At 60.3% G+C, this 23433-nt stretch carries 28 protein-coding genes; 16 read left to right on the forward strand and 12 right to left on the reverse strand.

From position 1 onward, the window contains the following. Positions 1 to 105: 105 nt before the first annotated feature. The gene (locus HMPREF2743_RS07505; RefSeq protein WP_246818785.1) at positions 106 to 786 is read left to right on the forward strand and encodes a DNA-binding response regulator; all 681 of its coding nucleotides are present in this window, start codon (positions 106 to 108) and stop codon (positions 784 to 786) included. A 17-nt stretch (positions 787 to 803) separates the two neighbouring features. On the opposite strand, the gene HMPREF2743_RS07510 is transcribed toward HMPREF2743_RS07505, so the two are convergent. The 6 genes from HMPREF2743_RS07510 to rpmB all read right to left on the reverse strand — a co-directional run bounded on the left by HMPREF2743_RS07510 (position 804) and on the right by rpmB (position 3627). Then, positions 804 to 1520 (reverse strand): TetR/AcrR family transcriptional regulator, encoded by a 717-nt coding sequence (locus tag HMPREF2743_RS07510; protein WP_070529358.1) that lies wholly within the window; start codon positions 1518 to 1520, stop codon positions 804 to 806. 88 nt (positions 1521 to 1608) lie between these two features. Then, positions 1609 to 2403 (reverse strand): hypothetical protein, encoded by a 795-nt coding sequence (locus HMPREF2743_RS07515; RefSeq protein ID WP_070529356.1) that lies wholly within the window; start codon positions 2401 to 2403, stop codon positions 1609 to 1611. 241 nt (positions 2404 to 2644) lie between these two features. Beyond that, positions 2645 to 2899, reverse strand: a complete 255-nt coding sequence (rpsR, locus tag HMPREF2743_RS07520) for a 30S ribosomal protein S18 (protein WP_010187626.1) — start codon at positions 2897 to 2899, stop codon at positions 2645 to 2647. A 15-nt stretch (positions 2900 to 2914) separates the two neighbouring features. Then, complete coding sequence (gene rpsN, locus HMPREF2743_RS07525; RefSeq protein WP_010187625.1) at positions 2915 to 3220, reverse strand: 30S ribosomal protein S14; 306 nt, start codon at positions 3218 to 3220, stop codon at positions 2915 to 2917. Positions 3221 to 3223: 3 nt separating this feature from the next. After that, entirely contained in the window at positions 3224 to 3388 is a 165-nt protein-coding gene (gene rpmG, locus HMPREF2743_RS07530) for a 50S ribosomal protein L33 (protein ID WP_010187624.1), read from the reverse strand. Between the two features lie 2 nt (positions 3389 to 3390). Continuing rightward, on the reverse strand, positions 3391 to 3627 hold the full coding sequence (rpmB, locus tag HMPREF2743_RS07535) for a 50S ribosomal protein L28 (protein ID WP_010187623.1): 237 nt from the start codon (positions 3625 to 3627) through the stop codon (positions 3391 to 3393). Positions 3628 to 4166: 539 nt separating this feature from the next. Here rpmB and HMPREF2743_RS07540 point away from each other — a divergent pair. The 7 genes from HMPREF2743_RS07540 (at position 4167) to HMPREF2743_RS07570 (ending at position 9733) form a co-directional block, all read left to right on the forward strand. Continuing rightward, entirely contained in the window at positions 4167 to 4436 is a 270-nt protein-coding gene (locus tag HMPREF2743_RS07540) for a type B 50S ribosomal protein L31 (RefSeq protein WP_005530151.1), read from the forward strand. Between the two features lie 15 nt (positions 4437 to 4451). Continuing rightward, a complete protein-coding gene (gene rpmF, locus HMPREF2743_RS07545) occupies positions 4452 to 4625 on the forward strand; it encodes a 50S ribosomal protein L32 (protein ID WP_010187615.1) in 174 nt (57 codons plus the stop codon). Between the two features lie 258 nt (positions 4626 to 4883). Further along, a complete protein-coding gene (locus HMPREF2743_RS07550; RefSeq protein WP_070529354.1) occupies positions 4884 to 5582 on the forward strand; it encodes a response regulator transcription factor in 699 nt (232 codons plus the stop codon). 158 nt (positions 5583 to 5740) lie between these two features. Beyond that, positions 5741 to 7189, forward strand: coding sequence for a sensor histidine kinase (locus HMPREF2743_RS07555; protein WP_246824478.1), 1449 nt, complete (start codon positions 5741 to 5743; stop codon positions 7187 to 7189). A 111-nt stretch (positions 7190 to 7300) separates the two neighbouring features. Next, positions 7301 to 8767: a trypsin-like peptidase domain-containing protein gene (locus tag HMPREF2743_RS07560; RefSeq protein ID WP_070529350.1), complete on the forward strand. Its 1467-nt coding sequence runs from the start codon at positions 7301 to 7303 to the stop codon at positions 8765 to 8767. Positions 8768 to 8876: 109 nt separating this feature from the next. Next, complete coding sequence (locus tag HMPREF2743_RS07565; protein ID WP_070818507.1) at positions 8877 to 9470, forward strand: MogA/MoaB family molybdenum cofactor biosynthesis protein; 594 nt, start codon at positions 8877 to 8879, stop codon at positions 9468 to 9470. After that, positions 9470 to 9733 carry a hypothetical protein gene (locus HMPREF2743_RS07570; protein ID WP_070529347.1) on the forward strand — a complete coding sequence of 88 codons (264 nt, stop codon included), beginning with the start codon at positions 9470 to 9472 and terminating at the stop codon, positions 9731 to 9733. Before HMPREF2743_RS07565 ends, HMPREF2743_RS07570 begins: the two co-directional genes overlap by 1 nt. 87 nt (positions 9734 to 9820) lie before the next feature. Here the strand turns inward: HMPREF2743_RS07570 and mscL are convergent, their stop codons facing one another. The 3 genes from mscL to HMPREF2743_RS07585 all read right to left on the reverse strand — a co-directional run bounded on the left by mscL (position 9821) and on the right by HMPREF2743_RS07585 (position 11893). Beyond that, positions 9821 to 10249: a large conductance mechanosensitive channel protein MscL gene (mscL, locus tag HMPREF2743_RS07575; RefSeq protein ID WP_070529345.1), complete on the reverse strand. Its 429-nt coding sequence runs from the start codon at positions 10247 to 10249 to the stop codon at positions 9821 to 9823. Positions 10250 to 10626: 377 nt separating this feature from the next. After that, positions 10627 to 11271: an SAF domain-containing protein gene (locus tag HMPREF2743_RS07580; RefSeq protein ID WP_070818508.1), complete on the reverse strand. Its 645-nt coding sequence runs from the start codon at positions 11269 to 11271 to the stop codon at positions 10627 to 10629. Between the two features lie 55 nt (positions 11272 to 11326). Beyond that, positions 11327 to 11893, reverse strand: a complete 567-nt coding sequence (locus tag HMPREF2743_RS07585) for a 5-formyltetrahydrofolate cyclo-ligase (protein ID WP_070529341.1) — start codon at positions 11891 to 11893, stop codon at positions 11327 to 11329. Between the two features lie 70 nt (positions 11894 to 11963). Here HMPREF2743_RS07585 and HMPREF2743_RS07590 point away from each other — a divergent pair, with 70 nt between their 5' ends. The 4 genes from HMPREF2743_RS07590 (at position 11964) to glpR (ending at position 16421) form a co-directional block, all read left to right on the forward strand. Then, on the forward strand, positions 11964 to 12893 hold the full coding sequence (locus HMPREF2743_RS07590; RefSeq protein WP_070529339.1) for a UTP--glucose-1-phosphate uridylyltransferase: 930 nt from the start codon (positions 11964 to 11966) through the stop codon (positions 12891 to 12893). 88 nt (positions 12894 to 12981) lie between these two features. Further along, positions 12982 to 14274: a molybdotransferase-like divisome protein Glp gene (glp, locus tag HMPREF2743_RS07595; RefSeq protein WP_070745778.1), complete on the forward strand. Its 1293-nt coding sequence runs from the start codon at positions 12982 to 12984 to the stop codon at positions 14272 to 14274. 18 nt (positions 14275 to 14292) lie between these two features. Further along, complete coding sequence (locus tag HMPREF2743_RS07600) at positions 14293 to 15009, forward strand: GNAT family N-acetyltransferase (protein ID WP_070818509.1); 717 nt, start codon at positions 14293 to 14295, stop codon at positions 15007 to 15009. Between the two features lie 182 nt (positions 15010 to 15191). Then, positions 15192 to 16421: a divisome protein SepX/GlpR gene (glpR, locus tag HMPREF2743_RS07605; RefSeq protein ID WP_070745774.1), complete on the forward strand. Its 1230-nt coding sequence runs from the start codon at positions 15192 to 15194 to the stop codon at positions 16419 to 16421. A gap of 40 nt (positions 16422 to 16461) precedes the next feature. On the opposite strand, the gene HMPREF2743_RS07610 is transcribed toward glpR, so the two are convergent. After that, positions 16462 to 17079: a DNA-3-methyladenine glycosylase I gene (locus tag HMPREF2743_RS07610; RefSeq protein WP_083299026.1), complete on the reverse strand. Its 618-nt coding sequence runs from the start codon at positions 17077 to 17079 to the stop codon at positions 16462 to 16464. A gap of 24 nt (positions 17080 to 17103) precedes the next feature. Further along, positions 17104 to 17640: a methylated-DNA--[protein]-cysteine S-methyltransferase gene (locus HMPREF2743_RS07615; protein ID WP_246824479.1), complete on the reverse strand. Its 537-nt coding sequence runs from the start codon at positions 17638 to 17640 to the stop codon at positions 17104 to 17106. Positions 17641 to 17659: 19 nt separating this feature from the next. Here HMPREF2743_RS07615 and HMPREF2743_RS07620 point away from each other — a divergent pair, with 19 nt between their 5' ends. Both HMPREF2743_RS07620 and HMPREF2743_RS07625 read left to right on the forward strand, forming a co-directional pair. Beyond that, positions 17660 to 18073 carry a DoxX family protein gene (locus HMPREF2743_RS07620; RefSeq protein WP_070818511.1) on the forward strand — a complete coding sequence of 138 codons (414 nt, stop codon included), beginning with the start codon at positions 17660 to 17662 and terminating at the stop codon, positions 18071 to 18073. After that, on the forward strand, positions 18060 to 18749 hold the full coding sequence (locus tag HMPREF2743_RS07625; protein WP_070818512.1) for a zf-HC2 domain-containing protein: 690 nt from the start codon (positions 18060 to 18062) through the stop codon (positions 18747 to 18749). The genes HMPREF2743_RS07620 and HMPREF2743_RS07625 overlap by 14 nt, the downstream gene beginning before the upstream one ends. Here the strand turns inward: HMPREF2743_RS07625 and HMPREF2743_RS07630 are convergent. Next, positions 18746 to 20380 carry a dolichyl-phosphate-mannose--protein mannosyltransferase gene (locus HMPREF2743_RS07630; RefSeq protein ID WP_371441232.1) on the reverse strand — a complete coding sequence of 545 codons (1635 nt, stop codon included), beginning with the start codon at positions 20378 to 20380 and terminating at the stop codon, positions 18746 to 18748. The genes HMPREF2743_RS07625 and HMPREF2743_RS07630 overlap by 4 nt on opposite strands. A gap of 17 nt (positions 20381 to 20397) precedes the next feature. Between HMPREF2743_RS07630 and rsmI the strand changes: the two genes are divergently transcribed. Continuing rightward, entirely contained in the window at positions 20398 to 21246 is an 849-nt protein-coding gene (rsmI, locus tag HMPREF2743_RS07635) for a 16S rRNA (cytidine(1402)-2'-O)-methyltransferase (RefSeq protein WP_010187572.1), read from the forward strand. Between the two features lie 305 nt (positions 21247 to 21551). Further along, entirely contained in the window at positions 21552 to 23393 is a 1842-nt protein-coding gene (locus tag HMPREF2743_RS07640) for a BCCT family transporter (RefSeq protein ID WP_070818514.1), read from the forward strand. The last annotated feature ends 40 nt before the right edge of the window (positions 23394 to 23433 follow it).

Consider the following 23433-nt stretch of genomic DNA (forward strand, 5'->3'; position numbering starts at 1 on the left):
AGCGGAACTAAAGTGAGTGCCGTTACACTGAAAGACACTGTTTGAAGGCACCTCGCCGGGATGGATGGCGATGTGCGCACGTTTCCCAGCCCTCCGGAGGTGTCTATGAGCCAGCAACAGCCACTCCCACCGCAGAATGCTCCTCAGGGGCCGCGGCTGCGCATTGATGATTTGATCGGCGGCGTGATGGTTATGTCCCCAGGCCAAGAAATCATTGTCGGCCGCGCCGGTGACTTCCGGGTCGGCGAGGAGGACCTCAGCCTGCACCGCCAGCTCTTTCAGCTGTGGTACGGCGGGCAGGGCTGGATGATTTGCAACGTGGGCAGCCATATCCCACTGCGCATCGAGCTGCGCGGTGTCACGGGGTTTTCGCGCATCGACTTGGGCCCGCGCTCAGTAGCGGCCGTACCACCGGGGCCGTCGCGGATTACCTTTGAGACCCCCGAATGCCCCTATGAGCTGTACATCGACGTGGAAAACAGCAACTACTCGCGCCGTACAAAGCGCGAGCAGGATGTCGATGAGGAGCGCACGCGCACCCGCCACGTTCCCAATGATGAGCAAGAAGAGTTGCTGCGCCTGCTAGCCAGCTACCTCAAGAAGCCGGGCTCCACCGATGCTGATATCCCTTCGGTCCGCGAGATCGCCGAGGAGCTGGGGTGGACGGAAAAGAAGACGAATCACAAGATGGATCGCCTAGTGGACAGCCTCCGAGCAGACGGTGAAAAGGCGTATAAGCCCTATAAGACCTTCCTCGCGCACTATGCCATCCGGCACGGCCGCTAAGACATCTGGCACAGCCGCTAGCGGGTCGACTTCTTCCGATCTGCCGCGGCCGCGGCGGCGGAGGAAATAGAGTCGTTGCGGTTCTTGAGCAGCTCCAACGTGGTCGCTTCGGCGTCCTCAGGCGGGGTGGCGCCGAGGACTGCGAGGGCGGCGTCGGCAAGCATGGCAGACTGCTCCGGCACGCGCTGCGAAGCATCAAATGGTGCGTTGCCATCGTTGGGGCGCATCTCGATGACGGAAAGCGCGATGTGGAAGGGCAGCTCGAGGCGCGGATCATCCTCTCCCACAATCTCCGCGGCAGCAGTGCGGAAATGCTCCTTCAAGCGGTCACGCTGGTCGTGATACTCGCCGAATTCCGGAGAGTTTGCCACCGGCAGTTGATACAGGCGGCCTACATTCCACGCCGAGGTCAACAGCAGGCGGGACTCTGCGGCTACGAGAGACCACAAGCGTTGTGCCGGCGCAGCGTCTGAGGCAGCGAGCTCATCCGCGAGTTCCAGCGAAGGCTCGATGGTGGAATTGAGCAGAGTGAGGAAGATATCCGTCTTCGAAGGAAAGTGGTAGTACAGCGAGGCCTGCCGAATGCCGACGGCATCGGCAATCTGGTGCGTGGAGGTTGTAGCAAAGCCCTGGGTGGTGAAGAGCTCGGATGAAGCATCCAGGATTTCCTCGCGCGCGGTGTTTCCCCGGCGGCGTGGGCTATTCTTCCGTGGCCTGCCAACGCTCCCTGCCATGAGGCGGACTCCCTTCGATAAAATTCATGTAATAACTGACGGCAAGTCAGTAATCCTACACCCTGCCGCGAACGGCGATCGTCACGGCTTAGCTTTGACTACAGCTAACCACACTACCGTGCCTAGCCACGATGGATTCGATAGCAGCAGAGACAGTGCGGCACGCCGAACCGTAGGCGGTACGGTCCAAAGGCGGCAAATCAGCCAGCACAACGCTGTGCTGATCGACGCCCTCGTACCACCGACCCAACTCTAGGGCGATGCCCGTGCCCCAAGCTAAGCTCAGCCCCTCCGCTTCGGCGGAGGTAAGAAGCTCACGCTCGACGCCAATGGCGAGGCGGTCTGGAGTGGGGCGGGGTGCTGGCGCCGCCCAGCGGGCGATGGCAGACACCGGTGCGAGCAAGGAGAGACGAATGGACACGTCGGCAGAGCGGTCGGGGAGACCGTCGACGAGTTTCAGCGGTGCCGGCCGCTGAGACACTGCCTCGGCATAGAGTTCCTCCTCGCCGCCCGTGCCTAAGGGAAGGCCGGCATCCGCACGCGTCGATGCTAGGTCTTGCACCGCACCACAGGATAGGCCGGCTTCAGTGATGATCTGCTCCAGCTGTTCGTCTGTGCCCAGCCACGTGATGGGGAGCGAGGGGAGAAGATCGCCGCGGGCAGCGGCGCCGGTGAGCCGCACAGGGCTCGCCAGACCGGGAGAGCGGACAATATCGGTGACCACGCGAGAAAACCAGGCAGCGAGCTCAACTCCATCTCCGCGGTGGGCCGTGGCGTTGCGCAGCAGGTCCTGTGCCTCCTCCAGCAGACCACGGGCATGGGCAGGGGAGTGGCAATGGGTGGCGAGTTCACTGAGATCGGTGAGGGATTCGTGCAGTGGCATAAGGTCCTTGTTTCCCTTTCCATCAGGGGCGTTCTAGCCCTTCAATCTATCACTCTGGACGGGCGCACTGAACATGACAGGGTGGATACGGGCGCACAAGGTTGCTGGTAGGAAAACGAAAGCCGCCGCCTACCTTCCCCTTTTTAGCAGGGGAGGTAGGCGGCGGCTAAAAGCTCTTTTGTCCTGTCCTAGTGTGTCACGAGTACAGCGGCAAAAGTGCGCTGTTGAAACCAGCTAGTGTTTAGCGGGACGTGAACGGCAGGAGAGCCATTTCGCGTGCGTTCTTGACGGCAGTAGCAACCTGACGCTGCTGCTGCGGGGTCAGACCGGTGACGCGACGGGAGCGGATCTTGCCGCGGTCGGAGATGAACAGACGCAGGGTCTTGATCTCCTTGTAGTCAACCTTCTCAATGCCCTCGGCCTTGAGCGGGTTCTTCTTCGGGCGGCGGGTCTGCTCCATACGGAACTTCTTGTGATTATTACGCTTGACAGCCATTGTATGGGTACCCCTTTACCAGCTGGACTTGCGAACGCCCGGCAGCTCACCACGGTGAGCCATGCCGCGCATACGGACACGGGACAGACCGAACTTGCGGAGGTAACCGCGCGGACGTCCATCAGCGGAGTCGCGGTTACGGACGCGGACGCGGGCGGCGTCGCGCGGCTGACGGTTCAGCTCGAACTGCGCCTCGAGGCGCTCTTCGTCCGGGGTGTTCGGGTTCTTGATGATTGCCTTGAGCTCAGCGCGACGCTCCGCGTAGCGGGCGACGATTTCCTTGCGCTGCTCGTTCTTGGCGATCTTTGACTTCTTAGCCATAAATTATCGCTCCTCGCGGAATTCGACGTGCTTGCGGACGATCGGATCGAACTTCTTCAAGGTGATGCGATCCGGGTTGTTGCGCTTGTTCTTACGGGTCACGTAGGTGTAACCGGTGCCCGCAGTGGACTTCAGTTTGATGATTGGACGGATGTCATTACGTGCCATCTTTAGATCTTCTCCCCACGTGCGCGAATCTTAGCCACGACGGACTCGATGCCATCGCGGTCGATGATCTTCATGCCCTTGGTGGAAACGGTCAGGGTGATGGTACGGCCCTCAGAGGGCAGGTAGTACCGACGACGCTGCACGTTGGGGTTCCAACGGCGCGAGGTGCGGCGGTGCGAGTGCGAGACCTGCTTGCCGAATTCCGGCTTGCGGCCCGTTACCTGGCAAATAGCCGACATGGGTCTTCTTTCTCCTAGCCGCCCACATCGAAAGCGACTAACGGAGTGCCTATTCCGCGGTGAGGCGCGGCGCTCGAAAAAGTGAGGTTGAGCAGGAGGCGTATATCCGTTGAACACCAGTTGATGAGGGCGTAAAACGATTACTTTGACAACAGCAAGGGGAAATCTTACATGCCGCGGACTGTAGAACCTAATCACCGTTGAAATATTGGCGGGCTTTGGCGCCTATTGTCTGTGTCTAGTCGACGACTGTTCCATGGTGAAGGTGCAGGCGAGGGCGTTGGAGAGGGAATCCTATAGCTAGCCCCGCGGGCTGCGTCCTGCGGCGATTTCGATTTTAATGCCGCTGGCCTGTAGGATATTTCGAGTTGTCGGCGCGAGCCGCACAATTTTGTAAGTATAGAGACCCAACTCGGGCACGATCCTTTCACGCCCCCATATGCCATCGGGTGCCGTCATAGCGACGGTGTGCGATAGTACGAAAAGGGAAGCGTTGCGGAAGGAACCGACCCGTAGTTCAACCCTGAGGGAATCGACATATGAAGAAAGATATCCACCCGGATTACCACCCGGTGGTCTTTAAGGACGCCGGTACCGGCCACTCCTTCCTGACCAAGTCCACCGCTACCTCCGATCGCACCGTTGAGTGGGAAGACGGCAACGAGTACCCGCTCATCGTCGTTGACGTGACTGCTGAGTCCCACCCGTTCTGGACCGGTGCACAGCGCGTTATGGATACCGCTGGCCGTGTTGAGAAGTTCAACCAGCGCTTCGGTGCAATGGCTCGCCGCAAGAAGAAGAACGCGTAAGGAGGATAGAAGAAGATGGCAACTCCTAAGTTTAAGAAGTCCCGCGCGAACACCCACTCTCGCCGTTCCCAGTGGAAGGCTGACAATGTCGCCCTCCAGGAAGTCACCATCGATGGCCAGACCGTGCGCATTCCGCGCCGCCTGGTTAAGGCTGCCAAGCTTGGCCTGGTAGACGTCGAGCAGTTCTAAGTTCTGAGGCGCTTGTAGCGTTGAGGTCTTAGGGCCGCCACTGTTGCCCCGCGAATTCGCTTTTCTGCGTGAATTCGCGGGGATTTTTGTTATCCGTGAAAATTTTTCGTTTTGTTGTCGTGTCCACTGTTTGTGCAGCGTAGGCCAATTGTTTGGCGCGCGTGTAGACCATTGTGGTGCTTAAAGGGTGAATATTAGGGGGGCGACAGGCTGGGTTCTACTTCGAGAATTCAACCCCGATAGGACATAATTGAGACTATGAAGATTCTTGTCGTCGATGACGAGCAGGCTGTACGCGAATCGCTCCGCCGCTCTCTGAAGTTTAATGGCTACGAGGTCATATTGGCCGCTGATGGCGTACAGGCTGTCGAAATGGTGCACAGCGAGCACCCAGAGCTTCTCATCCTCGATGTGATGATGCCGAACATGGATGGTCTGGAGGTCTGTCGCACCCTGCGCAGCGAAGGTTGGGACCGCCCCATTTTGGTATTGACGGCTCGCGACGGAGTGTCTGACCGCGTTGCAGGTCTAGACGCCGGCGCCGATGACTATCTGCCCAAGCCCTTCGCTCTGGAAGAGTTGCTAGCCCGCGTGCGTTCCTTGGTCCGCCGCGCCGCTGCGGAGTCGATTGCAAAGAAGCAGCCGGTTGAAACCCAGTTGAGCTTTGAGGACCTCAAGCTCGATGCCGATACGCGTGAGGTGACCCGCGGCGAGCGTCAGATTTCTCTGACCCGTACTGAGTTTGCCCTGCTGCGCCTGCTCATGGAGAACCCCCGCAAGGTGCTCTCCCGCAATACCATCTTGGAAGAGGTATGGGGCTATGATTTCCCGACCTCCGGCAACGCTCTTGAGGTCTACATCGGTTACCTCCGTAAGAAGACGGAAGAAAATGGCGAGCCGCGTCTTATTCACACCGTGCGTGGCGTTGGCTACGTCATGAGGGAGGCTATCGCGTGATTCTGCGGAGGCCCGCGCCTGACGCGGTGCCTTCTGAAGCCCTAGATACTACTGCGTGGCTGGGCCTCTCAGGCCGTCGCGGCTGGGCTTCGCGGGCGCCGCTTCGGTGGCGCCTTTCTCTAGTTACCGGTGTCGTTGTCGCCGTTGCGGTAGCAGTAATGACTTTTGTGACCTACTGGTTGGTTGCAGCGTCGATGACGGCGAGCGTCGATAGGCAGATCATGCAGCAAGCGGATGTGCTGATGCAGCAAGCTCAGGACCCGGCCTTTGTAGAGAATATCGATCAAGAGATCGCGACATTTAAGCTCTATAACCCCTCGACTCGGGTCTCCGTCTCTCCGCCTGCAGTTGCGTTTTCTTACGGTGATGCACTGCCCGTGGGTGGTGACTTCAAGTCGGATGGGGACAGGATGGAAAGCTCCATCCGCACTTTGGGTGGTGAGCGCGTACTGGCTAAGTATCAAGAAGGCGGTGCGACGGTAGTCCTAGCTAAGGACTTGGGGCCTACCGAAGACATCGTCTCCGCAGTAGGCTCGGCCCTGCTCATCATCGTGGCCTTTGGCGTTTTGCTGTCCGTCTTCGCCGGCATGGTGGTGTCCAAGACTGGCATGGAGCCCATCGCTCGCTTGAAGCGCGCGGTTGATTATGTGACGCAAACCAATGATCTGCGCCCGATTGCGGTCGAGAGCAACGACGAGATGTCGCAGCTGACGGTGTCCTTCAACCGAATGCTGTCCGCACTCCAACACGCGCGCGTGCAGCAATCACAATTCGTGGCCGATGCCGGCCATGAGCTGAAAACACCGCTGACGTCCATGCGAACCAACATTGAGCTCCTCATGATGCTGAATAAGTCCGGTGGCGGCTTTGGCATCAGTGAGGAGGACCGGCGTGATTTGGAAGAGGATGTGATGGCTCAGATGTCCGAGCTGTCGACTTTGATTGGTGACCTCGTGGATTTGGCGCGTGAAGATGCCACCGAAAAGGAACCCGAGCCGGTGGAGCTGCACGAGGTTTTGGAGCATTCCCTCAACCGAGCTAAGCGTCGCCGCCCGGACGTCGACTTCCGTGTGCGGTTTATCCCGTGGGTCCTTGACGGGGATCCGTTTGCCTTGGGCCGCGCCACGCTCAATCTCATGGACAATGCCGCGAAGTGGTCTCCAGCGACGGGCACCGTGCGCGTATCGATGAAGCAGGTGGCCCAAGATAAGGTGCGCCTGCGCGTGGATGACTCCGGCCCCGGTATTGCCCCGGAGGAACGAGACAAGGTCTTTGAGCGCTTCTACCGTTCCGCGGAAGCCCGGGCGATGCCGGGATCCGGGTTGGGGTTGGCCATCGTGAAATCCGTGCTCGAGCGGCACAACGGAGCCATCACCATCAAGGAATCTGCAGATGGGGGAACGCGCATGGAAGTCATCCTGCCGGGACATCCTACCGAGGGCGATGCCATGGTGGACGGCCTGGAAGAGCAGCCGAATGAGTTTCAGTTCGATTCGACCGCTGCGCAACAAGCGACGGGACAGGCACAGGAGACTTCCGGAGAACATTCGGGGAACCACAATGACCGCGGCAAAATCTTTGCCGAGCGGTGGTTCAATCAAGGTTAACGTGCGATGGATCACCCCAGCTCAGTGCACACAGGAAACGTCCAGCTTTTCCTAGCACACTGGCAGAGCAGAGACAGATGCGCACCAGCTTGAAAGAGCACACTACCTGACATGAATATGAGGAATTCGAACATGGATAGTCCCATGGATAACCCGCAGAACTCTGATGGGCGGGGACAGGCGCAACAGCGCGGCGAGGTATTTTCGGCGGGAAGCGAATCGAATGGTTGGAATCAACCGCGCACCAACTCGTGGGAGTCTGGCGGGCAGGCACCTTATGGGGGCCAGCCAGGGCAGGGGAGCCGACCTTCATTTGGTGCTCAGCCCTCCCAGGCTTCTTACGGCGCGCAAGCGCCTTATAGCGGAGCGAGCTACGGCTTCGGCCAACCCAATCAGAGCAGCCCGCAGTCGCAGAATCCAACGCAGCCTTATGCAGGACAACAAGGTGCGGGCGTGCACGGCGTGCAGCCGGGCCCCGATCAGAAGAATAAGCGCAAGATAGGTCTGGGCACTGCGCTGGCAATGATGCTCGTCGCAGCCGTTGGTGCTGGCGGTGTCACCGGTGCGGTTGTCGGCGCAGCGGGCAAGGATAAGTCTTCCACTTCGACCGTCAACGAAGTATTGGAACGTCAGCCGGTGGCAAATAGCACCGGCCAAGAGCCAGCTGATGGTTCTGTGGAGGACGTGGCGTCGAAGGTTCTCCCAGCGGTGGTCTCCATTTACTCCATAACTCGCTCGGGCGGTGCCGAGGGCTCCGGGTCCATCATTTCCCCGGATGGCTATGTGCTGACCAATCACCACGTGGTTGCCGGTGCAGACCAAGGAGGGCGTCTGGAAGTGACAATGAATGACGGCTCGCGTCATAGCGCTACATTCATTGCGTCGGATGCGACGACGGACGTAGGCGTCATCAAGATTGATGATGTCAATGACCTGCCCTATCTCCAGTTTGGTGATTCGGACGCTACCGCAGTGGGGCAAGAAGTAGTCGCCGTTGGTTCCCCGCTGGGGCTGAACGCAACGGTGACGTCGGGAATTGTGTCAGCCAAGAACCGCCCTGTTCGTGCCTCGCAGGAAGGTGGGGAGTCCTCGTTGATCGACGCCATTCAGACCGACGCAGCCGTAAACCCCGGTAATTCCGGCGGCCCCTTGGTGGACATGGAGGGCAACATCATTGGCATGAACTCGATGATCGCCTCGCTGTCGAGTGGCTCGAGTTCCGAAGGCGGTTCCATTGGCTTGGGATTCGCAATTCCTTCGAACTTTGCTAAGCGCATGGCCGATGAGCTCATTAATAACGGCAGGGTCAAGCACCCCACCTTGGGTGTTAAGGTTCGCGCGCAGAGCGAGACCCAAGGTGCAGAGATTGTCGACGTGGAACCTGATAGCCCAGCTGATAAGGCAGGACTGAAGTCCGGTGACGTGGTCACCCGCGTTAATGAGCGCCTCATTGAAAGCTCCGATGCCCTGATCGCGGCAACACGTTCCCAGGAGTTTGGTGCAACCGTCACCCTTGAGGTGAAGAGTCGCGATAGTGAAGATGCGAGAAAGGTAGAGGTAACGCTGGCAAGCGAGTAAGTTTACAAATACTTGGGCGGTGCGCCAGCGCCGCGTGAGCCTCGCACCCAGACACCTTTTCAAGAAACTACTTCCGGAAGATTCCGTCCCACCTTTAAGGAGAACCTCCGTGGCAGACAACACCGACGCAACCGAGCTGTTGGGGCGCGATGCCTCACGCGAACTCGATGACGTTACCGAACCCGATGACGCCTTCCTCATTGCCAGCGAACAAGAACAAAGCGTTCAAGCGCCACGCCGCGCGCTCGTTGTGATCGTCACCGATCACCCGGATGAGGCGGCCCAGGACACATCGCGCTTGGCTGGTGAACTGCTGGCTGAAGCCGAGTTCACCGTTGACGGCGCAGTGATTGTCCGCTCCAAGAAGTCCAAGATCCGGCAGGCTATCGAGACCGGCGTGGTCGGGGGAGTCGACTTGGTGCTCACGATTGGCGGCACGGGAGTCGGCCCGCGTGATAAGACTCCGGAGGCAACCCGCGCAGTGCTGGACCAAATGGTTCCGGGCGTAGCGCAAGCGTTGCGCTCTTCCGGCCAGGCTTGTGGCGCGGTGGATGCGTGCATCTCCCGCGGTATTTCGGGAGTGTCTGGGTCAACGGTCATCGTTAACGTCGCGTCGTCCCGCGCGGCGGTGCGCGATGGCATGGCCACTTTGACGCCGCTGGTGCACCACCTCGTTGATCAGCTGCAGAAATCCAGCGTCTAATGGCCGAACCCACGCCACGCTCCTCGCGTCCGCGCCGTCGTCGAGCTCAGCGTCCGTCGACCGCTGAGAATTACGATCGCAGTTTCGATGTCCCCAGCGGGCCGGTACCCCATGCTGCTTCCGCTGTTGCGGGTAGCGACGAACTGCGCACCGTGAATTTCGACGGGGACACACAGGTGCCCGGAGGCGACGGTGACGATGATGTCACCGGTGAGGCTTTCTACCGCGAGAATATGCCGCCGCACTTTGGTACTACGCAGTAGCGCGTCGAGGGCCTAGAGCGCATAAGGAAATCCCGCAGAGCTTCAGCATTGTGCAGGCTCTGCGGGATTGCAGGTTTTGCTTGTGAATTAGAAGCTGGAACCTGGCTTCTCAGTGGTGGTGCCACCGTTCTCAGCAGCGAGCAGGTCGCGGATCTCAGCGAGCAGCTGCTCGGCGGTCGGAGCCGGCTCCTCCGGGTCAACACCCTGGCGGCGCTTAGTGCGCTCGGTGACGGCGTTGAGCGGAGCGACAATGACGAAGTAGATGACGGCGGCGACGATCAGGAAGTTGATGAGTGCCGTGATGACCGCACCAAAGTCAAGGAAGGTCTCGGGATTGTCGGTAATCGCGAAGCCCAGGCCACCGAAGTCCGGGGAACCGAAGGAGTTGATCAGCGGCTGGATGAGGTGGTCCGTGATGGAGGTGACGATTGCGGTGAATGCAGCACCGATGATGACGGCCACGGCTAGCTCGATGACGTTGCCGCGCAAGATGAAATCTTTAAAGCCCTTAAGCATGGGAATATGTCCTTTTCTGCGGAGTAATTGCTTCTTCGGTAGCGCGCGGCTGCGTCGCAGTGCGCGCGGTGAGTGCTCTAACGCTGTTCAGGGAGGTGGCACCTAGCACGTTTATAACCTGAAGGAGCCCGATTGAGAGAGAGTCTTGAAGCATAGGAGTGCTTCCTCGGGAAGAAACATCGGGGGAAACTTGCGGGGAATAGAAAAGACCACTGTTGAGCGCTTACGGCATGCGTTGCCACGACGTTGTGAGACAGGAGAGACGCACAAACATTAGCGCCTGAGTGGATGCGCCCATACTAGGCAGAGATTGTTGGTGGTGGCAACATCCCGCGGCACCATTGATGCGCAAACGCGGCGATCTTCACAGTGTCATCTTAATTGTGGGCACGGTCGCCCACGATGACGACCGTGAGCGGTTGCGCAAGGGAAGCGGCAGCGACGTCCTCGGCCGCCTCGGCGGGGAGGGCAACGAGCAGCGATTGTGTGCGTGTATCATCTTCGCCTGTTCCCACCGACACGACGCGAGCGCCACGGGCAATAGTCGTTCCGCGTGCGGGGGCGGTACCGTCGGGGCCACCCTCGGCCGTGCCGACGATATTGACCGTATCGCCGTGGTGGAGGTTACGAGAAATCTCCGGCTCAGCCAGCGTAAGCGGGATGAGGTGGCCGTTGTCCATCCCGAAATCTGCGACGAGATCTGAGCTGAGTAGGCGAGTGGTGGTCAAGATTTCGCCAGCGCTCGCGGCCGCTACCAGCACGCGTCCCACGGCATCCTCTGGGTTATTTCCCAACGCCGTGGCGGGAAGAGCGGAGGAGGGGACGCGGGCCACGGAGACATCGCCAAGCGTTAGCGTCTCCCCGGCCGCCACGTCCCGGGCCATGACCACGACGTGGGGCTGCTCACGCGTGGAAGCGAGCGCACTGGCTGCGGCGGTCACGAGCAGGACAGCTGCGATAACGCGGCGCAGGAGCACACTGCGGCGATGTCCCGGGGTGCGCAGAACATGTAGAAAATCCATACCTTCTTAGACTGCGCGTGGCGCCGCGTGGTTCCCGGGCGGGGCCCGAAAGCGATTAAAGCCAGCGCATCCCGCGCTCGGTGAGGACGCCATCGACTGGGCGGTCGTGCTCATCGAAGGGGACATCGCGGACCTCGCTGGAATGCACCAAGGCAACGACAGGCGGGCGTCCAGTGGGGAGGGGAGTGAGCGCGCGGTCGTAGTACCCCGCTCCCTTGCCCAAGCGCATGCCAGATTCGCTCACTGCCATCGCGGGCGCGAGGATGAGATCAAGTCGCGCCAAGACATTGCTACTGTGGCGTTGCCCGACGGGCTCTGCAATTCCTAATGCCCCCGGGCGCATGGCCTCTGGCCCGCCATACAGCGTCCATAAAAGCTCACCGTTTTTGCCGGAAATGGGCAGGTAGACCTCCTTGCAAAGCGCTGCCACGGTCTCTACGAAGTTGGGCCCGCCGGGCTCTGTGCCCAGGGGGTGGTAGGCGGCAATCCGCATCGCGGGAGTAAGTAACTCACCCACACCGGCGCACCACGCAGCATTGTCATCAGCGCGCTGCTCGGCGCTGCGCTCGCGCCGAGCGTTCAGGAGTAAGGATCTTAAGGCGTCCTTGGGGGAGGTCGTCATAGGCTTTAATCATAGCGGGACGGCGTAGCGCAGCACGGGAGCGCGGGGGATGCATTGTAAAGTGGAACTTATGGCTATTGCACACGAGGATTCCCATACCGGGATCGCTACGGTCGTTGTCCCCGCTGCTGGCATGGGCACACGCTTTTTGCCCGCCACCAAGACCGTACCGAAGGAGCTGCTCCCCGTCGTTGATACGCCGGGCATTGAACTCATCGCGGAAGAGGCCGCGTCCGTGGGCGCCCAGCGCCTCGCGGTGATCACCGCGCCGAACAAGCAGGAAGTGATGCGGCACTTCGATGAGTTCCCTGATCTTGTTGAGACCCTCGACGCTCGCGGCAAAGATGAGCAAGTAGCCAAGGTCAAGCGCGCTGCCCAGTTGATTCACCCGATTTCCGTGGAGCAGGAAAAGCCGCTGGGCCTGGGGCACGCGGTGGGCTTGGCGGAATCTGTGCTGGAGGATGACGAAGAATTCTTCGCCGTCATGCTCCCGGATGATATTGTCCTGCCGGCCACCGTCATGGGGGAGATGGCCCGCGTTCGTGCAGCGCTGGGTGGTAGCGTGCTGTGCGCCTTCGAGGTATCGCGCGAAGAGACCTATAACTACGGCGTCTTCGATGTCGAGGACACCAACGCGCCGGGCGTGAAGAAGGTTGTGGGCATGGTGGAGAAGCCGGATCCGGAAGATGCGCCTTCGAACCTCGTGGCCACTGGGCGCTATCTGCTCGACAGGAAGATTTTTGATGCCCTTCGCCGCATCAAGCCAGGCAAGGGCGGGGAGCTGCAGCTGACCGACGCCATTGAGCTCCTCATTAAGGAAGGCCACCCCGTTCACGTCGTAGTCCACCAAGGCAAGCGTCACGACTTGGGCAACCCGGGCGGCTACATCCCAGCCAACGTTGACTTTGGTCTGCGCAATGAGAAGTACGGCCCCGCGCTCTACAAGGCAATCAAGAAGATTGTGGAGGACTACGAAGAAGAAAAAGGGCTGAAGGCCTAAGCCTTCACACGCCTAGCGCGCTAAGCTCTACTCCAGTAACTTCCACCCCTTTAGACCCCACATACCCCAGAGTAAAGGCAGGCGGTACATGCGTTCGGTCGATGACCAGATGGCGTTCATTCTTGATGCAGCGATGACTCCCGAGCCGGTACGCATCGCCATCGCGAATGCCCTAGGTCTCAAGTGCGCGGAGGAGGTGCAGGCAAACCAGCCGCTCCCGGGGTTTCCGCAAGCAGCCATTGATGGCTATGCCGTGCGTGCCGTGGACGTCGGGGGAGAAAAAGCTCTCAAGGCACGCTCGCGCCACGACTCCGAGGATGCTGATGCTCCTGCCTCGGAGACTGAAATTGAGCGCTCGCTTCCGGTGGTAGGGGAGGTTCCGGCAGGCTCGCGCCAGCCTTTGCGTTTGCAGCCCAAGCAAGCGGTGCGCGTCTACACGGGTGCGCCGTTGCCGACGCTTGCCGACGCCGTCCTTCCCCTCGAATGGACGGACCGCGGCCGCAAGCGTGTGACCTCGCACCGCCCGGTGCGTTCGGGCGACTTCGTGCGCCGCGTGGGCGATGACATTCAGCCCGGGGATGTTGCCGTGTCTTCCGGAACCATCTTGGGCCCCGCACAAATTGGCCTGCTCGCGGCAGTGGGACGCTCAAAGGTGTTGGCGTATCCGCGTCCACGCGTGACCATCGTGTCCTATGGTAAGGAGCTTGTCGACGTCGACCGTGAACCCGGCCTGGGTCAAGTCTTCGACGTGAACTCTTATTCGCTTGCGGCGGCCGCGAAGGAGGCCGGCGCCGATGTGCATCGCGTCGGTATCGCAGCCGGCGAGCCGCGCCGCATGCGGGAGGCCTTGGAAACCTATCTGGCGCGCAGCGAGGTGCTGGTGATCTCCGGCGCCGTGGGTGGCGCAGGTTCGGAAGAAATCCGTGAGGTCCTCGATGAGTTGGGAGATGTGGATACCTCACGCGTAGCGATGCACCCAGGCTCGGTCCAGGGCTTTGGTCTGTTGGGGGAGGAGCGCATCCCGACCTTCCTGTTGCCCTCGAACCCGGTATCCGCGTTGGTGATCTTCGAGGTCTTTGTGCGCCCGCTGATCCGGCTCTCCCTGGGCAAGCGCAGCGGCCAACGCCGCGTGGTGCGTGCACGCGTGCTTAACCACATGGAATCCCGCCCGGGGCGCCGTGGTTATATTCGTGCCCGGCTGATGCGGGATGCAGACACCTCCGACTACCTGGTGGAAGGACTGGGCGGCGCGGCTGGCGCGCCGGCGCATTTGCTCGCCGGACTATCCGAGGCCAACGCGATGATTCGCATCCCGGAGGAAGTGACAGAGATCCGCCCCGGGGACGTGGTGGACGTCCTGTTCCTGACCCAACGCAGCTAGCTGGCCACCGCCGACATCATGCTTGATCCTTTCGGTACCGCCGCGGGGCGCTTTTCTACTCCCGCCAGCGGCGAGGTCAACCCCGGCCACCCTGGATGGCCAGAAGCTACGCCTGCGGTTCAGTTGCGAGCGTCTCGCGTCTTCCCGCGCGGGGCGACGGTGCGCCTGCGCCCCCTGTTGCGCCGGGACGGTGAGTCGTGGCGGCGGCAGCGCATCGAGGATAAGGATTTCCTTAAATCTGTGGAGCCGACTCTGCCGACGTCGTGGGATGCGGCACATTCGCAGTCGGCATGGTGGAATCACCTGATGTTTTTGCGTGATTCGGCCCGCGCTGGAACTGTGGTGCCGCTCGTTATCGACGTCGATGGTCAGTTCCGCGGGCAGTTGACCTTAGGGAATATTCAGCATGGTGGGGTCAGCGAGTGCTGGATTGGCTATTGGGTTCATTCCGCGGTGCACGGAGCTGGCGTGGCTACTGCCGCCTGCGCTCTCGGCGTGGACCATGCTTTTTACCGTGTAGGGTTGCATCGTGTGACAGCCACCTATCTGCCGGAGAATCCTGCTTCAGGCAAGGTACTGCACAGCAACGGGTTTCGGGATGAAGGCTTCCTGCGTCGCAACCTGCATATCGACGGCGCGTGGAGGGACCACCACTTCTTGGCACTGAATCGTGAGGATTTTGCTTCCGGGGCGGTGGAGCGCTTGCGCGCGACGGGCCGCCTCAGCGGTGCTTAGCCGATGCTGAGACAGCAGATATTCCAGCAGATATTTTAGGTCAACTACCTCTGCTTTCACTTAAGTAACAACCTTGTAATTTATGGTCTCGTTGATGCCCACAGGCTGGGGTTGGGCGGCTAGAGTAGGGGCCTAGTTATATTCCCTTTTTTCGTCGACCCCTGAAAGTGGGACACAGCCGCATGATGACTGCCGTGCCGATCATTCTCGTAATCGTGTTGTGGCTCTTCATCCTCGCCCCGTTGCTTTTGCGTTCGCAACGCCCGATGAGCCATACAGGTGAGGCCTTTGAAGAGACCCGCGTGCTCTTCGAAGGCGATTCCGGCTCCGTGCCGGGCCGTCCTAAGCCGCGCTTGAGCAAGGAAGATGTCCGCCTGAGTTCCCAGGCAGGGGCGGAGGCTGATGCTGAGGAGGCAGGCTACGAGTTGGTCGAGGCCGAAGGCGTCAGTGAGGATTCTCAATCCGGCCGCGCTGCGGCTGATGCTGCTGAGCAGCCAGATGTCGCCGACACGATTGACGGCGAAGTTCTCGAGGCTGAAGATGCGGAAGAGGATTTCGAGCTAGCAGCGGAACCTGAGCATGATACCGAAAATGAGCACGACCTCGATAATGATATTGAGAGCGTTGAAGCGAACGCAGCTGAGGTTTTCACGGCTCCGGCCAACGCTAGCGTCGCAGAAGATGCTTACAGCTTGGATGACTCCTATACCTCTCCGGTCGATTTGATGTACCCGGGTGCTATTGACTCTGTGGACCAGACTCCGGAGGACACCATCGCCGAGGAGGCAGACGGCGCTTATGATGCTCTGGAGCAGGAAGAAACCACGGCGGTTGAGGGCGAGAGCATTGATGTCGCAGATACGAACTCCGCTGAGGACGCTGAAAACAACGGCAGCGATACCGAGCTCTCCGCGGAAGAGCTTGCCTTTGCGCAGCGCCGTCTTGGCCGCGGCGGCTGGGATCCGGTGAAGGAGAAGGAGGCTTCGGCCACGCGGTACCAGCGCCGCCAGCGCACGCTCATCGGCCTAGCCGTGGCGGTGGTCGCAACGGTATGCCTGGGCATCGTCGTGGGCGGTTGGACCTGGTGGTTGGCGGGCATCGCTGGTGTTGTGACCACGGTCTACCTGGTGGCGCTGCGCGCCCAGGTGCGCCGCGAGCAGGAGCTACTTCGTCGCCGCGTCTACCACTTGCGCCGTGCGCGCTTGGGTGTGCGCAACGCGGAGAACCCTGCTGAGTCACTGCCGCCGAACCTGCGCCGCCCGGGCGCGCTCATCTTGGAAATCGATGATGAAAGCCCGGACTTTGATTACCTTCCGGTGTACTCAGAGGATGATTCCGACGGCGGTTTCGATGGGCCGCATCCTTCCCCGCGCCAGCGGCGTGATGACCTCGCGGCACGGCGAGTCGGTTAAGCAGCACGTGAATGTGCCTTTCGTTCAAGCGCGCTGAGCGCTAGGCCGACCACACTCCCGAACTACCGCGGCGATGCGAGCCCATAAGGTGGGCGTCGACCATCCCGATGGCCGTCATGAGTGAAAAGCAGGTCACTGGGCCGACGAACTTGAACCCAGCCTTCTTCAAAGCCTTGGACATGTCCAAGGCTTCTTTTGTGTATTTCGGGATGTCCTCTTCGCTTTCTGGCGCAATCGTTTCTGCCGGCAAGAAGCTCCAAATGAATTCATCCAGCCCGCCTTGCTCGCGCAGGGCCAGCGTGGCCTTGGCGTTGGCGAGCACCGCGTTGATCTTAAGGCGGTTGCGGATAATTTCTGGATTGTTCATGAGGCGTTCGACTTCTTCCTCGCCAAAGCTGGCCAGAAGGTCAGCATCAAAGCCGACGAAAGCAGCGCGGAAGGCTTCGCGTTTGCGCAACACGAGCTCCCAGCTCAGCCCGGCCTGGAAGCCTTCCAGACAGAGCCGTTCCAACAGAGCGGATTCCTCATGGACGGGCATGCCCCATTCGGTGTCGTAATACTCCTTGAGCAGTGGAGAAGTCATTGCCCACGCGGGGCGGCCAAGGCCCGCAGAGTCATATACAAGTTTCGTATCGTTTGCCATGTGTGTAGTAGTCATGCCTTTTTAGACTGCAAAATCTAGCTATTGGTTCCCTGCTTCGTGCTCCAGCAGTAGCCGTTTTGCGGCCACACCCCCGCGATAGGAGCCTAGGCCGCCGCTGGCTGGCACGACGCGATGGCACGGCACCACAATGGGAAGCGGGTTGCTGGCACAGGCGCTACCCGCGGCACGGGCAGCTTGAGCGCTACCGGCGGCGGTGGCAAGAGCCGAATAGGTCCAACGTTCGCCGAAGGGGATGTCGCGAAGCGCGCGTTGTGCTCGGTCGCGGAAGGCACGAGGAGTCGCCGGGACGGCGAGAAGCAACTCAAATTCCTTCCGGGTACCGGCAAAGTACTCGGCAATTTGTTGAGAGGCGTCGACAAGCACCGCGCCCGCAGAGCCAGGTTCGGTGACATCCGTGAGGCGTTGCATGCTTCCGAGATCCGGAGATTCGCCGTCGAAATATACGTGAGATAAACCCTGTGCAGATCCCACGAGGGTGAGACGGCCGAGGGGAGTGTCCAGAGAGGTCCACATGTGCATGTTGGGAGGGGAGTCCTTTCGGAGGGCGGTGGCCATCCAGGGTAGTCTATGAACCATGAATAGACCCGCCGTACGCGATGCCGCGCTTCTCATCTTTCGCGCGGTGCTGGGAGTCATCTTCGTGGCGCACGGTGTAGACAAGATGTTTTTTAGCGGAATGGACGAAGTAACCGGGCAGTTCTCCGCCATGGGCGTCCCACAGCCACAAACATCGGCGTACTTGGCTGCTTTCGCGGAAATGCTGGGAGGGGCGGCGCTGGTCGTAGGCCTGCTCACCACCTTTGTCGCGGGTGCTTTGGCTCTCCTGATGGCCTGCGCATTGTATTTCGTGCACATGGGCAATGGCCTTTTTGCAGCCGATGGTGGCGTCGAGTATCCGCTGGTTCTCATCGTGTCGTTGCTCATGATTGTCGTCTTTGGCTCCGGCCGGGCCAGTGTGGATGGGGTGTTGAGCCGTGCTGACGCATGAGCAGGTGCAGGCGGCGATTTCCGCACAGCTCGATGGGGAAGCTCCGCAGCTCTCACCGGACGTCATTGAAGCGCACGTGTCGGGATGCCCCGAGTGCGCGGCTTTCCGAGATAAGGCGGCAGCCCTAACACACTCGTTGAGCCTCGTGGAACCGGCTGGCGCTCCGCCGCAAGACCTGTCTGAGGTCATCCTCGCCGGCGTGGAGCCGGAATGGCAGCGCGCTTCCAGCACGCGGCAGGCGTCGCTGACGTTGGCGCGAGTATCCCTGGGGGTGTTGGCTCTGGCGTTTTTGGTGTGGGCGGTCGTGGTCGTCGTTAGTGCCTCAGGCTTGACCACCTTATCGAGCGAAGGAACCCTCGCGGAAGGGGCTGACCCAGGGCGCGCACACCTGCTGATGGAGGCTGCGGCGCTGCGTTTCGGTTTAGCAAGTGGCTTGGCTTTTGCGGCATGGCGCCCAGCCTCGGCCCCTGGATTGCTGCCGGTAGCTTGTACGATGTTCGCGTTCTTGTGCGGTTTTACAATGCGCGACTTTGCCTTAGGCAGCGTCGCTGCGGGGCAGGTTTATATCCTCATCGGGACGGGCCTGGCCACCGTCAGCTTGGGCTGGGCTTGGGCAGCGGACCGGGGATTCCTGTTGCACGACGTCTTTCGGGCGATTTCCGCTAGCCCACGCTAGGACCAGGACGGCAGCCACATCATGGAGTTGTACCACGAATCAGGGATGAGGTAGCCATAAAGAATCGGGGAGAAGTAGGCAAACATTGCCACAACTAGTGCGGCATAGCACACCGTAAGGAAGGTGCCCAACGGCATCGCGGAACCAAAGAGTCCTGTGAGCCTGCGCCACTGCAGTAGCCGTCCGCGGCCGATCATTTGGCCCAAAGCCAAGGAAATCAGCACGATGATGAACGGGATGAACGCCGTGGCGTAGAAGAAATACATCTGGCGGTCGAAGACTGCCAGCCAGGGCAGGAATCCTGCGGCAGCACCCACGAGTGGGATGAGGAAGGCCCGGTTTCGGCGAACAAGCAGGGACCACAGTCCCCACAACACTGCAGGGACGACCAGCCACCAAATGGCGGGAGTACCGAAGAGGTACAGCATCTTGCGGCAGGAGCCGCCGTCACCGCAGGAGATGTCCGTGGAGGAGTAATAGAGGATAGGGCGTGCGGCCACCAGCCAGGCCCACGGCTTGGAATCCCAGGGGTGGCTGTGCCCACCGGAGGTGGTCAAAGAAGCATGAAACTCCAGCACTGAAGAGTGGTAGTAGAACCAGCCGGCGAGTGGCTCGGGGAGGTGAAGCAACCAAGAGCCCTCCTCAATGGTTCCGTCCACTTTGGCGTGGCGGTAAACGGCTGTTTCGTCAGCGAACCACGCACGCCAGGACCAGGTGTACAGGGCAACGGGAACCACGACGATGGAGGCGAGGGCCGCTGGTGTATCGCGTACCAGCGTGCCGACAATGTAGCGGCGCACGCCGTAGAGACGGCGCAGCGCGAGATCCGAGAAAACGCTCATCAGACCGAAGAACATGATGTAGTACAGGCCGGACCACTTCACAGCAAGCGTCAGCCCCAAGAAAACACCGGCCGCAAAACGCCACCACCGGAAACCAAAGCGGGGCCCGAAGTCGGAGTCACCCATCGTGCCCGACACGAAAGCGGAGTGGAGACGCTCACGCATCTGCTGGTGATCGCGCGCCAAAGCCCACGCGGCGGCGACGACAAAGAAGACTTGGAAGATGTCGAGCATTCCGAATTTGGAGGCCACGAGCAGTACACCATCGCACACGGCGAGCAGGCCAGCCAGGAATCCCACCTGCCACGAACCAGACAAGCGGCGGGCCAGCGCCATGGTGAGCATTACTGTGCCCACACCAAAAAGCGCGGCCATGGCCCGCCATCCCAGTGGGGTATAGCCGAAAAGCGCTTCTGATATCGCAATGATTTGCTTGGCCAGCGGCGGATGGACAACCAAGCCGTAGCCCGGATTAGATTCAATACCGCCTAGGAAAAGGTTGTGCCAGCTGGTGACCATGTCCCAGGCCTGCGGCACGTAGTGTTTCTCATCGAAGACGGGTGTGCCTTCAGAAACCGGTGCAGTTAGACCAATGAATCGTGTGAGAAAAGCTAAGACACCAATGATCGCGGTGCTGATCGTGTCGGCCCGGGTCCAGGTGTAGGGCCGCGGGGCAGGCGGAGCCGGCCGGGTATGGGCGCCACGCGCGGCGGAGAGGCGCGTGCGCTTGCGGCGCCCAGATCGATCTGTAGGGGTTGCGATACTCACCCGGAAGAGTCTAGCTTGCATGTGCAATGCTGGGGAGTATGAGTCTTCAGCTTGAACCCCTGCCTCGCGGTGTCATCCTCGCCGCCACGCCGCTGGGAAATCCCGGTGATGCTTCCGCCCGTCTCATGCAGGCTTTGGGCCACGCAGATGTGATTGCCGCGGAAGATACTCGCCGTGTACGCAATCTGGCCCAGGCATTAGGAGTAGAAATCCGCGGCAAGGTGGTCTCCAACTTTGACCACAACGAAGAAGAGCGCTCGCGCACGCTGGTTGCCGCTGCCCGGACAGGAACTGTACTTGTCGTGTCGGATGCCGGTATGCCGCTGGTTTCTGATCCGGGACACTCCATCGTGACCGCCGCCGTGGAGGCGGGCGTGCCGGTGACGTGTTTCCCCGGGCCCTCGGCGGTGCCGACTGCTCTCGCCCTGTCGGGCTTAGGAGTAGGCCACTTTCTCTTCGATGCCTTCCCACCGCGCAAGCCCGGCCCGCGTAAGGCGTGGCTGGAGTCCTTGGTGGGGGAGCAGCGCGCTATTGCTTTCTTTGAGTCCCCGCACCGCTTGGCGCAGACGCTTGGCGACGCCTCTGAGATCCTCGGCGCCGACCGTCGCGCTGCAGTCTGCCGCGAGCTGACGAAGACATACGAGGAGATTAAGCGCGGTTGCTTGGGCGAGCTTGCCGAATGGGCGCAAGAGAATGCGCGGGGTGAAATCACCGTAGTCATCGAGGGCGGTGATGCCGCACCCGTGTCGTTGGAGACCCTTGTGGAGCAGGTCCGCGCAGAGGTAAAACGGGGCGTGCGGGCCAAGGATGCCTGCAAGCAGGCCGCCGCGGGAACGGCGTGGTCTAATCGTGAGCTTTATGATGCCTACCTTGCTGCCCGTGGCTGAGCTGCATGAATAAGAAAAAGTGATGACCGTCTCTTTTGTGGCAATCGTTATGGCATCGTTATGTCGCTCGGTGTGGCCGTGGCATGCGCAGTAGGGGAGCTATACCTCCGAAAAGCCTCCGAACAAGCTGGCAAGCTGCACAGTTGCGGTACACGTTTAGCAGCTGTAGTGGAATAACGGTCGCACCAAGAAGCTCGTGACAGCCGGTTGAGGAACGCTATATGCCCGAAATACATGTGGCGAATAGTCTTTTTGTTTCTGATTTAGTTTGACTAGTTGATGAGACAGCACCAAGGTCGGTAGGTATGACAGACTCGACTAATTCAGACAATGTGAAGGACACGGAGGTGTCCTCGGCTGCCTCTCAAGGACAGAGCTCGCCGGCTGCGGTGGAAGAATACCGCACTGTCGACGAGCGCCTCGAGGCATCTTCAGCCACGAGCCAGCTCCAGGACATGCTCACCAACAAGGCGTTCGATCCTGCGGCTGAACCTGCACCAGTTGAGGAACAAGAAAACGACGAGTACGGGCCCGGTGGCATCGATTCGCCGATCGACTGGACCATCGTGGGAATCGCCGGCCTGCTCGTTGCCGCCTTTGTGGCATGGGGCTTGGCCGCTCCAGAGAGCTTTGCCACCTTCTCCAGCAATGCTCTGAGCTTCGTGGTGAATAACTTTGGTTGGGCCTATGTCCTCTTCGGAACAGTCTTCGTTATTTTTGTCATCTGCATTGCTGCCTCTAAGTTTGGCACTATCCGCTTGGGCAAGATCAACGAAGAACCGGAATTCTCCACGGTCTCTTGGATCGCGATGATGTTCGCTGCCGGCATGGGCATCGGCCTGATGTTCTACGGCGCTTCCGAGCCGCTCAACTACTTTAAGAACGGCGTTCCGGGCCATGGTGAGAATGAGGTAGGAACCTCAATGGCCACGGCCATGTTCCACTGGACCCTGCACCCATGGGCCGTGTACGCCATCGTGGGGCTTGCCATCGCTTATTCCCCCTTCCGTATTGGCCGCAAGCAGTTGTTGAGCCAGGCTTTCGTGCCGCTCATTGGCCAGCGCGCTGCGGACGGTGCCGTGGGCAAGATCATTGACATCTTGGCCATCTTTGCCACTGTTTTTGGTACTGCTTGTTCGTTGGGTCTGGGTGCCATGCAGATTCAGGCAGGCCTGCAGGCCTCCGGAATTATTGAGAACCCCACGCAGAACGTCGTCATCGGCATCGTTCTCGTGCTGACCTTGGCCTTCATCCTGTCGGCCATGTCTGGGGTGGGCAAGGGCATTCAGTACCTTTCCAATGCCAACATGATTCTGGCGGCTCTGCTGGCCATCTTCGTGTTCATCTTTGGCCCCACGGTGTCGATCCTGAACCAGATTCCGGGTTCCATTGGTAACTACCTGGCGAACTTCACCGAGATGATTGCTCGTACCGCTGAGTCCGATAACGGAACTGCCGGCGAGTGGCTGTCGACGTGGACGATTTTCTACTGGGCTTGGTGGGTTTCCTGGTCGCCGTTCGTGGGTATGTTCCTCGCCCGCATCTCCCGTGGCCGTTCCGTCCGCGAGTTCTGCGTTGGCGTGCTTCTCGTCCCGGCGGGTGTCTCCACTGTGTGGTTCGCCATCTTCGGCGGTACCGCTATCCACATGGAGCAGAAGGGTAACTCCATCTCCGGTGAGTCTGCCGAGCAGGAGCTATTCAATCTTCTGCAGAGCCTGCCTGGTGGTTTCATTGCGGGCATCGTTGCCGCCCTGCTGCTGGCTACGTTCTTTATTACGTCGGCCGACTCGGCGTCGACAGTCATGGGCTCGATGTCCCAGTCCGGTGCAACCACCGCGAAGCCGTGGCTATCCGCGGCGTGGGGTGTGCTCACCGCAGCCGTCGGCCTGACCCTGCTTCTGTCGAGTGAGGATTCCCTGTCGAACCTGCAGAACGTCACCATTGTGGCGGCGCTGCCATTCCTCTTCATCCTCATCGGGCTCATGTTCGCTATTTTTAAGGACTTGAGCAACGATGTGATTTACCGCGAGTACCGTGAGTCCCAGGCCTTCCAGCGCAAGTTGGCGCGTGAGCGTCGCCTGCACCGCGAGTTCCAGCGCGAGCAGGCCTACAAGGCCCGCCGTCGCCAGCACAGTCACAAGCACTAGTTAGCATCTTGCTCTGGTGCGCGAGCATTTCTTCCTTACA

The organism is Corynebacterium sp. HMSC036D02 (genome assembly GCF_001836165.1).
Lineage (GTDB): Bacteria > Actinomycetota > Actinomycetes > Mycobacteriales > Mycobacteriaceae > Corynebacterium.